General features: G+C 57.3%; 9 protein-coding genes. 8 read left to right on the forward strand and 1 reads right to left on the reverse strand.

Annotation, left to right across the window (positions count from 1 at the left end):
* The first annotated feature begins 157 nt into the window (after nucleotides 1-157).
* The 4 genes from rpoB to AC2FLA_RS10980 all read left to right on the forward strand — a co-directional run bounded on the left by rpoB (nucleotide 158) and on the right by AC2FLA_RS10980 (nucleotide 10,131).
* Entirely contained in the window at nucleotides 158-4,291 is a 4,134-nt protein-coding gene (gene rpoB, locus AC2FLA_RS10965; protein ID WP_496722150.1) for a DNA-directed RNA polymerase subunit beta, read from the forward strand.
* A gap of 49 nt (nucleotides 4,292-4,340) precedes the next feature.
* Nucleotides 4,341-8,582: a DNA-directed RNA polymerase subunit beta' gene (gene rpoC / locus AC2FLA_RS10970; protein WP_496722152.1), complete on the forward strand. Its 4,242-nt coding sequence runs from the start codon at nucleotides 4,341-4,343 to the stop codon at nucleotides 8,580-8,582.
* Between the two features lie 135 nt (nucleotides 8,583-8,717).
* Entirely contained in the window at nucleotides 8,718-9,173 is a 456-nt protein-coding gene (locus tag AC2FLA_RS10975; protein ID WP_496722154.1) for a macro domain-containing protein, read from the forward strand.
* A gap of 88 nt (nucleotides 9,174-9,261) precedes the next feature.
* On the forward strand, nucleotides 9,262-10,131 hold the full coding sequence (locus AC2FLA_RS10980; protein WP_496722156.1) for a DMT family transporter: 870 nt from the start codon (nucleotides 9,262-9,264) through the stop codon (nucleotides 10,129-10,131).
* Here AC2FLA_RS10980 and AC2FLA_RS10985 read toward each other — a convergent pair.
* Nucleotides 10,110-10,922 carry a putative rhamnosyl transferase gene (locus AC2FLA_RS10985; RefSeq protein WP_496722168.1) on the reverse strand — a complete coding sequence of 271 codons (813 nt, stop codon included), beginning with the start codon at nucleotides 10,920-10,922 and terminating at the stop codon, nucleotides 10,110-10,112. The two genes, AC2FLA_RS10980 and AC2FLA_RS10985, sit on opposite strands and share 22 nt — an antisense overlap.
* 385 nt (nucleotides 10,923-11,307) lie before the next feature.
* On the opposite strand from AC2FLA_RS10985, the gene rpsL reads away from it, so the two are divergent.
* The 4 genes from rpsL to AC2FLA_RS11005 all read left to right on the forward strand — a co-directional run.
* A complete protein-coding gene (gene rpsL / locus AC2FLA_RS10990) occupies nucleotides 11,308-11,679 on the forward strand; it encodes a 30S ribosomal protein S12 (protein ID WP_005621086.1) in 372 nt (123 codons plus the stop codon).
* A gap of 15 nt (nucleotides 11,680-11,694) precedes the next feature.
* Nucleotides 11,695-12,165 (forward strand): 30S ribosomal protein S7, encoded by a 471-nt coding sequence (gene rpsG / locus AC2FLA_RS10995; RefSeq protein ID WP_008756926.1) that lies wholly within the window; start codon nucleotides 11,695-11,697, stop codon nucleotides 12,163-12,165.
* A gap of 18 nt (nucleotides 12,166-12,183) precedes the next feature.
* Complete coding sequence (gene fusA / locus AC2FLA_RS11000) at nucleotides 12,184-14,301, forward strand: elongation factor G (protein ID WP_496706325.1); 2,118 nt, start codon at nucleotides 12,184-12,186, stop codon at nucleotides 14,299-14,301.
* Nucleotides 14,302-14,361: 60 nt separating this feature from the next.
* Nucleotides 14,362-14,657 (forward strand): GTP-binding protein (locus AC2FLA_RS11005; protein ID WP_496722158.1); only part of this gene is annotated, 296 nt, incomplete at its 3' end.

A 14,657-nucleotide genomic window follows, 5' to 3' on the forward strand; every position in this document is an offset into this window, starting at 1 on the left:
TAAATGGGGCGTTTTCTAAGACGCGGTTCGCGGATCGGGAGGCTGCCATTCGGGACGGTGGCCACGAATTGATCCGGACGTGTCGTCTCTAATGTGCAAGGCACCGGGGCCCGACGGTGTCTTTGTCCGCTGAGAACATCGAAAGGTGACATCTGACATGGCTCAAACGTTCCTTGGCCAGAAACGTCTTCGTAAATATTACGGCAAAATCCGCGAAGTGCTGGAGATGCCGAACCTCATTGAGGTCCAGAAATCTTCTTATGATCTATTCCTGCGCTCCGGCGATGCAGATGTGCCCACAGACGGCGAAGGCATCAAAGGCGTGTTCCAATCGGTCTTCCCGATCAAGGATTTCAACGAAACCTCCGTTCTGGAGTTCGTGAAATACGATCTGGAAAAACCCAAATATGACGTCGAAGAGTGCATGCAGCGCGACATGACCTACAGCGCGCCGCTGAAAGTCACTCTGCGTCTGATCGTGTTCGATGTCGACGAGGACACCGGCGCCAAATCCGTCAAAGACATCAAAGAACAGGACGTATTCATGGGCGATATGCCCCTGATGACGCCCAACGGTACGTTCATCGTGAACGGCACCGAGCGTGTGATCGTGTCCCAGATGCACCGTTCGCCCGGCGTGTTCTTTGACCACGACAAGGGCAAGACCCACTCTTCGGGTAAACTGCTCTTTGCTTGCCGCATCATCCCGTATCGCGGCAGCTGGCTGGACTTTGAGTTCGACGCCAAGGACATCGTGTTCGCCCGTATCGACCGTCGCCGCAAACTGCCTGTGACGACCCTGCTTTATGCGCTGGGTCTGGATCAGGAAGCGATCATGGACGCGTATTACAACACCGTGTCCTACAAGCTGGACAAGAAGAAGGGTTGGATCGCTCCGTTCTTCCCGGAACGTGTGCGCGGCACCCGTCCGACTTATGATCTGATTGATGCGAAATCGGGTGAAGTGATTGCCGAAGCAGGCAAGAAAGTCACTCCGCGCGCTGTCAAGAAATTGATCGACGAAGGCTCTGTCACCAACCTGCTGGTTCCATTCGATCACATCGTTGGCAAATTCGTCGCCAAAGACGTCATCAACGAAGAAACCGGTGCGATCTATGTCGAAGCCGGTGATGAGCTGACGCTGGAATATGACAAGGACGGCGATCTGATCGGCGGCACAGTCAAAGAGCTGGTCGATGCCGGCATCACCGACATCCCGGTTCTGGACATCGACAACATCAATGTCGGTCCGTACATGCGCAACACCATGGCGGCAGACAAGAACATGGGTCGCGACACGGCGCTGATGGATATCTACCGTGTTATGCGTCCGGGTGAGCCACCCACCGTCGAAGCGGCCTCGGCCCTGTTCGACACGTTGTTCTTCGACAGCGAGCGCTATGACCTGTCCGCCGTTGGCCGCGTGAAAATGAACATGCGTCTGGCTCTGGACGCGCCGGATACTCTGCGCACCCTGCGTCGCGAAGACATCGTGGCCTGCATCAAGGCGCTGGTGGAACTGCGCGACGGCAAAGGTGACATCGACGACATCGACCACCTCGGCAACCGCCGTGTACGTTCGGTCGGTGAACTGATGGAAAACCAGTACCGCGTCGGTCTGCTGCGCATGGAGCGCGCGATCAAAGAGCGTATGTCGTCGGTCGAGATCGACACCGTCATGCCTCAGGACCTGATCAACGCGAAACCGGCGGCTGCTGCTGTTCGTGAATTCTTCGGCTCGTCGCAGCTGTCGCAGTTCATGGACCAGACCAACCCACTGTCGGAAGTCACCCACAAACGCCGTCTTTCGGCGCTTGGCCCCGGTGGTCTGACACGTGAACGTGCAGGCTTTGAGGTGCGCGACGTACACCCGACCCACTATGGTCGGATGTGCCCGATTGAAACGCCGGAAGGCCCGAACATCGGTCTGATCAACTCGCTGGCCACCTTCGCCCGCGTGAACAAGTATGGCTTTATCGAAACACCGTACCGCGTCGTCAAAGACGCCGAGGTGACCGATGAGGTTCACTACATGTCCGCGACCGAAGAAATGCGTCATACTGTGGCGCAGGCGAACGCGACACTGGATGCGGATGGCAAGTTCATCAACGATCTGGTTTCGACCCGTCAGTCCGGCGACTACACCCTTGCCCCGCGCGAGAATGTGGACCTAATCGACGTCAGCCCGAAACAGTTGGTATCGGTTGCTGCATCGCTGATCCCGTTCCTTGAAAATGACGACGCCAACCGCGCTCTGATGGGCTCGAACATGCAACGTCAGGCGGTTCCGCTGCTGCGGGCCGAGGCGCCGCTGGTCGGCACCGGTATCGAGGAAAAGGTTGCCATCGACTCGGGCGCTGCGATTCAGGCGAAACGTGCCGGCATCATCGACCAGGTCGATGCCCAGCGTATCGTTATTCGTGCTACCGAAGATCTGGAACTGGGCGACGCGGGTGTGGACATCTACCGTCTGCGCAAATTCCAGCGTTCGAACCAGAACACCTGCATCAACCAGCGTCCGCTGGTGAAAGTGGGTGACACTGTCACGAAAGGTGAGGTTGTTGCCGATGGTCCGTCCACCGATATCGGTGAGCTGGCGCTGGGTAAAAACGTGGTCGTCGCGTTCATGCCGTGGAACGGTTACAACTACGAAGACTCGATCCTGATCTCGGAACGTATTGCGCGTGATGACGTCTTTACCTCGGTCCATATCGAGGAATTCGAAGTCGCCGCCCGTGACACGAAGCTGGGCCCGGAAGAGATCACCCGCGACATCCCGAACGTCGGTGAAGAAGCGCTGCGCAACCTCGACGAGGCTGGCATCGTTTACATCGGCGCGGATGTTGAGCCGGGCGATATTCTGGTCGGCAAGATCACTCCGAAGGGCGAAAGCCCGATGACCCCGGAAGAAAAGCTGCTGCGCGCCATCTTTGGTGAAAAAGCATCTGACGTGCGCGATACCTCGTTGCGCGTGAAGCCGGGTGATTACGGTACGGTCGTGGAAGTCCGCGTCTTCAACCGTCACGGTGTGGAAAAAGACGAGCGTGCGCTGCAGATCGAGCGTGAGGAAGTCGAACGTCTGGCCCGTGACCGGGATGACGAGCTGGCGATCCTTGACCGTAACATCTATGCACGTCTGCAAGGTCTGATCCTGGGTAAAACCGCTGTCAAAGGCCCGAAAGGCGTCAAGGCAGGATCGGTGATCACCGAGGAACTGCTGGACATGCTGACCCGTGGTCAGTGGTGGCAGCTGGCGTTGGAAGACGAGAAGGACGCCCAGATCGTAGAGGCTCTGAACGAGCAGTACGAAGTGCTCAAGCGCGCTCTGGATGCCCGTTTCGAAGACAAGGTCGAAAAAGTCCGTCGTGGTGACGATCTGCCGCCGGGTGTGATGAAGATGGTCAAAGTCTTCATCGCCGTGAAGCGTAAGCTGCAGCCGGGCGACAAGATGGCCGGTCGTCACGGGAACAAAGGTGTGATCTCCAAGGTTGTTCCGATGGAAGACATGCCGTTCCTGGCCGATGGTACTCCGGTTGACTTCTGTCTGAACCCGCTGGGTGTGCCTTCGCGTATGAACGTTGGTCAGATCCTTGAAACCCACATGGGTTGGGCCGCGCGTGGTCTGGGTCTGAACATCGACGACGCACTGGGTGAATACCGCCGTTCCGGCGACCTGACCCCGGTTCGCGAAGCGATGAAGCTGGCCTATGGCGAGAATGTCTATGAAGAAGGCATTGCCGGCATGGACGAAGGTCATCTGATCGAGGCGGCGGGCAACGTGACCCGCGGTGTTCCGATCGCGACCCCGGTCTTTGACGGTGCCAAAGAGGCTGACGTCAACGATGCGCTGGTGCGTGCGGGCTTCTCGGAAAGCGGTCAGTCGGTTCTGTTCGACGGTCGTACCGGTGAGCAATTCGCGCGTCCTGTGACCGTTGGCATCAAGTACCTGCTGAAACTGCACCACCTTGTGGATGACAAAATCCACGCGCGTTCGACCGGGCCGTACAGCCTGGTTACCCAGCAGCCGCTGGGTGGTAAGGCGCAGTTCGGTGGTCAGCGCTTTGGTGAGATGGAAGTCTGGGCTCTGGAAGCTTACGGCGCCGCCTACACCCTGCAGGAGATGCTCACCGTGAAATCGGATGACGTCGCCGGCCGGACCAAGGTCTATGAGTCGATCGTCAAGGGCGAGGATAACTTTGAAGCGGGCGTACCGGAATCGTTCAACGTTCTGGTTAAAGAAGTCCGTGGCCTCGGCCTGAATATGGAACTCCTGGATGCGGAGGAAGAGTAGGGGCGGCAACGCCCCACACTCATCCCATCCCAATTTGTAAGGACGCAAAATGAACCAGGAAATCACCAATAACCCGTTCAACCCGCTGACGCCGCCGAAAGTCTTTGACGAGATCAAAGTCTCCTTGGCGTCGCCCGAGCGGATTCTGTCTTGGTCCTATGGCGAGATCAAGAAACCCGAAACCATCAACTACCGGACGTTCAAGCCCGAGCGTGACGGTCTGTTCTGCGCGCGTATCTTTGGCCCGATCAAAGATTACGAATGTCTGTGCGGCAAATATAAGCGGATGAAGTATCGCGGCGTTGTCTGCGAGAAATGCGGTGTGGAAGTCACCCTGCAGAAAGTCCGCCGCGAGCGTATGGGCCACATCGAACTGGCAGCACCCGTTGCGCACATCTGGTTCCTGAAATCGCTGCCGTCCCGCATCGGTCTGATGCTGGACATGACGCTGCGCGATCTGGAACGTGTTCTGTACTTTGAAAACTATGTCGTCATCGAGCCTGGTCTGACCGACCTGTCTTATGGCCAGATGCTGACCGAAGAAGAGTTCATGGACGCGCAGGATGCCTATGGCATGGACGCGTTCACCGCGAACATCGGTGCCGAAGCTATCCGTGAGATGCTGGCCCAGATCGATCTGGAAGCCGAAGCCGAGCAGCTGCGCGCTGATCTGGCAGAAGCAACCGGCGAGCTGAAGCCCAAGAAGATCATCAAGCGTCTGAAGGTTGTTGAATCCTTCCTCGAGTCGGGCAACCGGCCTGAGTGGATGGTGATGACCGTGATCCCGGTCATTCCGCCGGAACTGCGTCCGTTGGTTCCGCTGGATGGTGGCCGTTTCGCGACTTCGGATCTGAACGATCTGTATCGCCGCGTCATCAACCGGAACAACCGTCTGAAACGTCTGATCGAGCTGCGCGCACCTGACATCATCGTCCGCAACGAAAAGCGGATGTTGCAGGAATCCGTGGATGCTCTGTTCGACAATGGCCGTCGTGGCCGCGTGATCACCGGCGCCAACAAGCGTCCGCTGAAATCGCTGTCGGACATGCTGAAAGGTAAGCAGGGCCGCTTCCGTCAAAACCTTCTGGGTAAGCGCGTCGACTTCTCGGGCCGTTCGGTCATCGTGACCGGTCCGGAACTCAAGCTGCACCAATGTGGCCTGCCCAAGAAGATGGCGCTGGAACTGTTCAAGCCGTTCATCTATTCGCGCCTTGAAGCCAAGGGTCTGTCTTCGACCGTGAAACAGGCGAAGAAACTGGTCGAGAAAGAGCGTCCCGAAGTGTGGGATATCCTCGACGAGGTGATCCGCGAACACCCTGTCATGCTGAACCGTGCGCCGACGCTGCACCGTCTTGGCATTCAGGCGTTTGAGCCGGTTCTGATCGAAGGTAAGGCGATTCAGTTGCACCCGCTGGTCTGCTCGGCCTTCAACGCTGACTTCGACGGTGACCAGATGGCGGTTCACGTGCCCCTCAGCCTTGAGGCGCAACTGGAAGCCCGTGTTCTGATGATGTCGACGAACAACGTTCTGTCGCCTGCAAACGGCGCGCCGATCATCGTTCCGTCGCAGGATATGATCCTGGGTCTTTACTATGTGACGCTGGAACGCGAAGGCATGCCGGGCGAAGGTAAGGTTTTTGGTTCGATCGACGAAGTTCAGCACGCGTTGGATGCAGGCGAAGTTCACCTGCACACCAAGATCACCGCGCGGATCACGCAGATCGACGACGAAGGCAACGAAGTTCAGAAGCGTTTCGAGACCACTCCGGGCCGTCTGCGTCTGGGTGCCTTGCTGCCGATGAACAACAAGGCCCCGTTCGAGCTGGTCAACCGTCTGCTGCGGAAGAAAGAAGTGCAGCAGGTGATCGACACCGTCTACCGTTACTGCGGTCAGAAAGAGTCGGTTATCTTCTGTGACCAGATCATGTCGATGGGCTTCAAAGAAGCGTTCAAGGCGGGCATCTCGTTCGGTAAGGACGACATGGTCATCCCTGATGACAAGTGGGGCATCGTTGATGAGACCCGCAGTCAGGTAAAAGACTTTGAACAGCAGTACATGGACGGTCTGATCACTCAGGGCGAAAAGTACAACAAAGTTGTCGATGCCTGGTCGAAGTGTAACGACCGCGTCACTGATGCGATGATGGGCACGATCTCGTCTTCGGATCGGGCAGAGGATGGTTCCGAACAAGAACCAAACTCGGTCTACATGATGGCCCACTCGGGTGCGCGTGGCTCGGTCACTCAGATGAAACAGCTGGGCGGTATGCGTGGTCTGATGGCCAAGCCGAACGGTGACATCATCGAGACGCCGATCATCTCGAACTTTAAAGAAGGTCTGACCGTTCTCGAGTACTTCAACTCGACCCACGGTGCCCGTAAGGGTCTGTCGGATACCGCTCTGAAGACGGCGAACTCGGGTTACCTGACCCGTCGTCTGGTGGACGTGGCGCAGGACTGCATCGTTCGTGAGATCGACTGTGGTACTGAACGTGCGATCACTGCCGAAGCCGCGGTCAACGACGGTGAGGTTGTCGCTTCGCTGGCCGAACGTGTGCTGGGTCGTGTTTCTGCCGATGACGTTCTGCGTCCGGGTACGGAAGAGGTTCTGGTCGCTGCGGGTCAGTTGATCGACGAACGCATGGCCGACACCATTGACGAGGCCGGTGTTGCTTCGATGCGCATCCGCTCGCCTCTGACCTGTGAGTCCGAGGAAGGCGTTTGTGCCACCTGCTATGGTCGTGACCTTGCACGTGGTACGCGGGTCAACACGGGTGAGGCTGTCGGCATCATCGCCGCCCAGTCCATCGGTGAACCTGGTACACAGCTGACGATGCGGACCTTCCACATCGGCGGTGTTGCCCAAGGTGGTCAGCAGTCGTTCCAGGAAGCCAGCCAAGACGGTGTGGTTTCGTTCGAGAACCCGCAGGTTCTGGCCAATTCCGCAGGCGAAATCCTGGTCATGGGCCGGAACATGAAGCTGGTGATCAAGGACGAACACGGCGAGGAACGTGCCAGCCACAAGCTGGGCTACGGCTCTAAGCTGTTCGTCAAGGACGGCGCCAAGGTTGCCCGTGGCGACAAGCTGTACGAGTGGGATCCCTACACTCTGCCGATCATCGCCGAGAAAGCCGGTACCGCGAAGTATGTCGACCTTGTTTCGGGCATTGCTGTCCGCGATGAGACCGACGATGCAACCGGCATGACCCAGAAAATCGTGATCGACTGGCGCGCCGCCCCCAAAGGCAGCGACCTGAAGCCCGAGATCATTCTGGTTGGTGAAGATGGCGAGCCGGTCCGCAATGATGCGGGCAACCCGGTTCACTATCCGATGTCGGTGGATGCGATCCTGTCGATCGAAGACGGTGATAAAATCGAGGCTGGTGAAGTCGTTGCGCGTATTCCGCGTGAAGGCGCCAAGACCAAGGACATCACCGGTGGTCTGCCACGTGTGGCTGAACTGTTCGAAGCCCGTCGTCCGAAAGATCACGCGATCATCGCAGAAGCCGATGGTTACGTGCGCTTTGGCCGCGACTACAAGAACAAGCGCCGCATCAGCATCGAGCCGGCGGATGAGTCGATGGAAACGATCGAGTATATGGTGCCCAAGGGCAAGCATATCCCGGTTGCGGAAGGCGACTTCATCCAGAAGGGTGAATACCTGATGGACGGTAACCCGGCTCCGCATGACATCCTGTCCATCATGGGTGTCGAAGCGCTGGCGGATTACATGATCGACGAGGTGCAGGATGTTTACCGTCTGCAAGGCGTTAAGATCAACGACAAGCACATCGAGGTCATCGTGCGCCAGATGCTGCAGAAGTGGGAGATCCTGGATTCAGGTGACACCACCCTGCTGAAAGGCGAACATGTCGACAAGCAGGAGTTTGACGCAGCCAACGAGAAAACTCTCTCGCGCGGCGGCCGTCCGGCTCAGGGCGAACCGATCCTTCTGGGGATCACCAAAGCCTCGCTGCAGACACGTTCGTTCATCTCGGCCGCGTCGTTCCAGGAAACCACCCGCGTGCTGACCGAAGCCTCGGTTCAGGGCAAGAAGGACAAGCTGGTTGGCCTGAAAGAGAACGTCATCGTTGGTCGTCTGATCCCAGCCGGTACCGGTGGGGCCACTCAGGCCGTGCGCCAGGTTGCGCAAGGCCGCGACAACGTCGTGATCGAAGCCCGCCGGGAAGAGGCCGAAGCGGCCGCTGCCCTCGCTGCGCCGGTCATGGATGACGATATGGTTGGTGACGAGCTGGACGTTCTGGTGGAAACACCGGAAAGCCGCGAGTAACTTACTCATCATAGAAATACGGAAAGGCCCTGCGATTTCGCAGGGCCTTTTCTTTTGCCCTTGGTGTGCTTTCGTCCAATCGTGATACAACTGAATAGTCTCGAAGACAGCGACCCACTGACCAAGGGATGCATGATGCCTACAATCAAGGGTGATTTGATACAGCTTGCACTGAATGGTGAGTTTGATGTCATCGTTCACGGTTGCAATTGCTTCCATGCGATGGGGGCCGGGATAGCACGGGCAATTGCGGCGGAATTCCCTGATGCGCTTGAGGCCGACCAGCAGACGGGCCTTGGGTCCCGATCAAAACTCGGAACGATTTCTTCGGTCCAGATCGCGCGGGGCACGACCGAATTTGTAGTGGTTAATGCCTATACCCAATTTCATTGGGAGGGGCCGGGGCCGCTTGTGGAATATGAGGCGATCTCGGGTTGTTTCTCGAAGATTGCACGCGCATTTCCCGCATCGCGGATCGGCTATCCGATGATTGGTGCAGGTCTGGCCGGCGGCAATTGGGCAGAGATCGCGCCGCTCATCGACGCAGCTCTTGCGGGTATGGACCACACGTTGGTGATATTGCCTGGCTGATCAGCAGGCTCGACGTTGCATATTGACATCGTTCACGGGCTTACGGCCAATGGGCCAAGTTTTTTTTTAAGTTTTGGATTCCGCCACTATGACCCCGAATGTCAAGGGCGCGGTGCTGATGATGGGCAGCATGGCCGCCTTTACCGTGAATGATGCACTGATCAAGGTTGCGGGGGTAGAAATGCCGCTGTTTCAGATGGTTGCGATGCGCGGAGTCTTGGCGACGTTAATGGTGTTTCTGTTGGCGCGTCAGCTTGGGGCGCTGCACCTGAACTTTCCGCGCCATGACAAGTGGCTTGTTGCTGCACGCTGCTTAGCTGAGTTGTCGACCACATTCTTCTTTCTCACAGCGCTTTTGCATATGCCGCTGGCGAATGTAACGGCCGTTCTTCAGGCGTTGCCACTTACGGTGACGTTGGGCGCCGTACTGTTTTTTGGTGAGCATATCGGCTGGCGTCGCATTTTAGCGACCGGGATGGGTTTTGCCGGAATGCTGCTGATTGTACGGCCGGGACCTGATGGGTTCAGTATTTACGCGATTTACGCTCTGATTGCCGTGGCATCCGTCACCGCGCGTGATCTGATTACCCGGCGCATGTCGACGCATGTTCCTTCCTTGACGGTCACATTGGCGACGACGGTTTCCATTACATTGGCCGCAGGGATCGCAACTGCAGTCACAGGGTGGGAGCCGGTAACGCCGGGCGTAGGGATAATGGTGGCCTCAGCCGCGGTTTTTGTTCTAACCGGATATCTTTGCAGCGTCATGGTCATGCGCGAAGGCGACGTCGGTTTTATTGCGCCGTTCCGGTATTCCAGCCTGATCTGGGCTTTGGGGCTGGGTTGGGTCATTTTTGGCGATTGGCCCGATACGATCACGATGTTGGGCGCTGTTCTGGTCGTGGGTGCGGGGCTTTTCACGCTGTTCCGGGAACGTCAGTCTAAACCAGCAGAGTGAGCCCGCCGAACCTTGTCCTGTTCAATGGCAAATCGCGCAATAAACTCGCCTTCTTGTTCCGGTGTCAGTGGGGACAGATTGGTCTTGCTGGCGCGGGCATGGGGGGAGTCGTTGAAGTTGTTCAGCGTACGTACCCACATGGGCGCGTCGGGATAGCTGATCACGGGCATGAAACGACCGATCTTATGGTGCGTGAAACTCATGATCGTGTGTTTGCAGCCGCCAGCAATATACATCCCCAACCCAACGCCCAAAAGGGATCGGAACACCGGGAGGGCTTGAGTGCCATCCGGTCCAAACCGCGCCAGAAACCCGTTGTTGAAATCCAGACCGACCGTCCGGCTATTCCTGGTCAGTCCTTTAGCGTCAATCGCCGCAAGGCGCAGACGTTCGACAAAGTCGACCGAAACGGCATCATCGTCGTCATGGCGAAACTGGATGCACGGCTGATCCGGGTCGGTGCGGGCGCTGTGCAGAACCTCTTTGACAACCGGGCGATGCCGAGCTGGTGTACGCTTGACGATGCGGATCTGCCTGATGCCCGAGGTGAGATCATACAGCCGGTCCATGGGCTTTTTGGGAAGGCATTCACCGATCAGCACCACCAGTTCAAAGTCCTCGTCCGTCTGTTCGCGAAAACCGGGCAGGGTGGTGGTTTCGAACAGACGAAACCGTTCTTCCAGCCGCTCTGGATTGTACAGGTATTGACGACGCTCTTCGACAGTTTCGTGTTCTACCTGATAGCCGCCGATCGCGGGGTAGGAAAAGCGGCACAGGCCAATGACTTGCATGTCTAGTCCATCGAAAAGTTTCGCGGCCACTATGCAGAAATCCGCAATTGCCAGCAACGGGCGAGTGACACTGGAAGCCGCAGCTAAGTCTTGATAAAACGCTGCCAATCGGCTTGGCGGGTATGTGCTGTTGACACTCGGGCCGACTCCCCATATACGCGCGTCATCTCGGTGCCGGGGGCCGCCCCACAACCGATTCCAGTAATGAACTGGTCAAGGCCCGGACACTTTTATCGTTCGCGCCCTCTGATAACAAACCGCGACGTTCACCTCGGAATGGGAACGCTCGCGGGTTTTGCGCTTGTGGACGCACGAACGCAGCAAGTTTAGCCGCACGCAATGCGCGTGCATGTCATGTGTGTTGCAAAACGGGGAAGAAACCGGAATGCCAACTATTCAACAGCTGATCCGCAAGCCGCGTCAGCCCAAAGTAAAACGCTCGAAGTCCATGCACCTGGAGCAGTGCCCGCAGAAACGCGGCGTCTGTACTCGTGTGTATACGACCACACCGAAAAAGCCGAACTCGGCTATGCGTAAGGTTGCCAAAGTGCGCCTGACCAACGGGTTCGAGGTCATCTCGTACATCCCCGGTGAAAGCCACAACCTGCAGGAACACTCGGTTGTTCTGATCCGTGGCGGCCGTGTAAAAGACCTTCCCGGTGTCCGTTACCACATCCTGCGCGGTGTTCTGGATACCCAGGGCGTCAAAGACCGTAAGCAACGTCGTTCGAAATACGGCGCGAAGCGTCCCAAGTAAGAAGGAGAGGCTGATATGTCACGTCGTCACGCCGCCGAAAAACGCGAAGTCCTGCCTGACGCCAAATTTGGCGACAAGGTACTGACCAAATTCATGAACAACCTGATGATCGACGGCAAGAAGTCGGTCGCAGAGCGCATCGTTTACAACGCTTTTGACCGCGTTGAAGGCAAGATCAAGCGCGCTCCTGTCGAAGTGTTCCACGAAGCACTCGACAACATCAAACCGTCGGTCGAGGTTCGCTCGCGCCGGGTTGGTGGTGCAACCTATCAGGTTCCGGTCGAAGTGCGCCCCGAGCGCCGCGAAGCACTGGCCATCCGCTGGCTGATCACTGCTGCGCGTGGCCGTAACGAAAACACCATGGAAGAGCGCCTTGCGGGCGAACTGCTGGACGCCGTACAGTCCCGCGGTACTGCCGTGAAAAAGCGCGAAGACACCCACAAGATGGCCGAGGCGAACAAAGCCTTCAGCCACTACCGTTGGTAATTCCAGAGGCTTATCAAAATGGCACGCGAATATACACTCAACCATTACCGTAACTTCGGTATTATGGCGCATATCGATGCAGGTAAAACGACCTGTTCGGAACGCATCCTGTATTACACCGGCAAATCCCACAACATCGGTGAGGTGCACGATGGTGCAGCCACCATGGACTGGATGGAGCAGGAGCAGGAACGCGGCATCACCATCACTTCGGCTGCGACCACGACGTTTTGGGAACGCACCGAAGACGGTGAAACTGCTGACTCGCCCAAGCACCGCCTGAACATCATCGACACCCCCGGCCACGTTGACTTCACCATCGAAGTTGAACGTTCGCTGGCGGTTCTCGACGGTGCCGTTTGCGTTCTGGACGCAAACGCCGGTGTTGAGCCCCAGACCGAAACCGTATGGCGTCAGGCTGACCGCTACAAGGTTCCGCGTATGGTGTTCGTCAACAAGATGGACAAGATCGGCGCGGACTTCTTCAACTGCGTTGCAATGATCGAAGATCGTACCGGCGCACGTGCTGTTCCGGTTGGTATTCCGATCGGCGCAGAAACCGAGCTGGAAGGCCTGATCGACCTGGTCACCATGGAAGAATGGCTGTGGCAGGGCGAAGACCTGGGCGCAAGCTGGGTCAAAGCACCGATCCGTGACAGCCTGAAAGACATGGCTGACGAATGGCGCGGTAAAATGGTCGAAGCGGCCGTCGAAATGGACGACGACGCGATGATGGAATACCTGGAAGGCAATGAGCCCGACGTTCCGACCCTGCGCGCCCTGCTGCGCAAAGGTACTCTGGAAATCGCGTTTGTTCCGGTTCTGGGTGGTTCGGCGTTCAAGAACAAAGGCGTTCAGCCGCTGTTGAATGCTGTGATCGACTATCTGCCCAGCCCGCTGGACGTTGTCGATTACATGGGCTTCAAACCCGGTGACGAAGAAGAAACCCGTAACATTGCCCGCCGCGCGGATGATGACATGGCGTTCTCGGGTCTGGCGTTCAAAATCATGAACGACCCCTTTGTTGGCTCGCTGACCTTTACCCGCATCTACTCGGGTACTCTGGCCAAGGGCGACACGCTTCTGAACTCGACCAAGGGTAAGAAAGAGCGTATCGGCCGGATGATGATGATGCACTCGAATGATCGTGAGGAAATCACGGAAGCATTCGCAGGCGACATTATCGCGCTGGCAGGTCTGAAAGACACCACCACGGGCGACACTCTGTGTTCGACCGGCGATCCGGTAGTTCTGGAAACGATGACCTTCCCCGATCCGGTGATCGAGATTGCGGTTGAGCCGAAAACCAAGGCTGACCAGGAAAAGATGAGCCAGGGTCTGGGCCGTTTGGCTGCAGAAGACCCGTCCTTCCGTGTGGAAACTGACATTGAAAGCGGTCAGACCATCATGAAGGGCATGGGCGAACTTCACCTGGACATCCTGATTGACCGTCTCAAGCGTGAATTCAAGGTTGAAGCGAACATTGGTGCGCCGCAGGTGGCCTATCGCGAAACCATCGGTCACGAAGCCGAGATCGTTTACACCCACAAGAAACAGTCGGGTGGTTCGGGTCAGTTCGCCGAGGTGAAGATGATCATTTCGCCGACAGAGCCGGGTGAAGGCTATTCGTTCGAATCCCGCGTTGTTGGTGGTTCGGTACCCAAGGAATATATCCCGGGTGTCGAAAAAGGCATCAGATCCGTCATGGATAGCGGCCCACTGGCTGGCTTCCCCGTGATCGACTTCAAAGTTGCCCTGATCGAAGGTAAATACCACGACGTGGACTCCTCGGTTCTGGCGTTTGAAATCGCGGCTCGTATGGGTATGCGTGAAGGCATGCGCAAAGCCGGTGCGAAACTGCTTGAGCCGATCATGAAGGTCGAAGTGATCACCCCGGAAGAATACACCGGCGGTATCATCGGCGACCTTACATCACGTCGGGGACAGGTTTCCGGTCAGGAAAACCGTGGCAACGCCATCGCGATCGACGCGTTCGTTCCGCTGGCCAACATGTTCGGCTACATCAACACTCTGCGTTCGATGTCGTCGGGCCGTGCCCAGTTCACCATGCAGTTCGATCACTACGATCCGGTTCCGCAGAACATCTCTGACGAGATCCAGGCGAAATACGCATAAGCGAAGATTTGAGGGAGCTCTGTTCAGGGGCTCCCTTCATTACCGAAAAAGGAGGCCATCATGGCAAAGGAAAAGTTTGAGCGTAATAAGCCGCACGTCAACATCGGCACGATTGGCCACGTTGACCACGGCAAGACCACGCTGACCGCAGCAATCACCAAGTATTTCGGTGACTTCAAAGCGTATGATCAGATTGACGGCGCGCCTGAAGAAAAAGCACGTGGCATCACCATCTCGACCGCCCACGTGGAATACGAGACCGACACGCGTCACTATGCACACGTCGACTGCCCCGGCCACGCCGACTACGTCAAGAACATGATCACCGGTGCCGCTCAGATGGACGGCGCGATCCT

The organism is Ruegeria sp. CDSA033 (genome assembly GCF_059612305.1).

Coding starts and splice junctions, on each gene's coding strand:
- rpsG (WP_008756926.1), top strand. CDS start 11,695: ATGTCACGTCGTCACGCCGCCGAAAAACGCGAAGTCCTGCCTGACGCC.
- rpoC (WP_496722152.1), top strand. CDS start 4,341: ATGAACCAGGAAATCACCAATAACCCGTTCAACCCGCTGACGCCGCCG.
- rpsL (WP_005621086.1), top strand. CDS start 11,308: ATGCCAACTATTCAACAGCTGATCCGCAAGCCGCGTCAGCCCAAAGTA.
- AC2FLA_RS10980 (WP_496722156.1), top strand. CDS start 9,262: ATGACCCCGAATGTCAAGGGCGCGGTGCTGATGATGGGCAGCATGGCC.
- rpoB (WP_496722150.1), top strand. CDS start 158: ATGGCTCAAACGTTCCTTGGCCAGAAACGTCTTCGTAAATATTACGGC.
- fusA (WP_496706325.1), top strand. CDS start 12,184: ATGGCACGCGAATATACACTCAACCATTACCGTAACTTCGGTATTATG.
- AC2FLA_RS10975 (WP_496722154.1), top strand. CDS start 8,718: ATGCCTACAATCAAGGGTGATTTGATACAGCTTGCACTGAATGGTGAG.
- AC2FLA_RS10985 (WP_496722168.1), bottom strand. CDS start 10,922: ATGCAAGTCATTGGCCTGTGCCGCTTTTCCTACCCCGCGATCGGCGGC.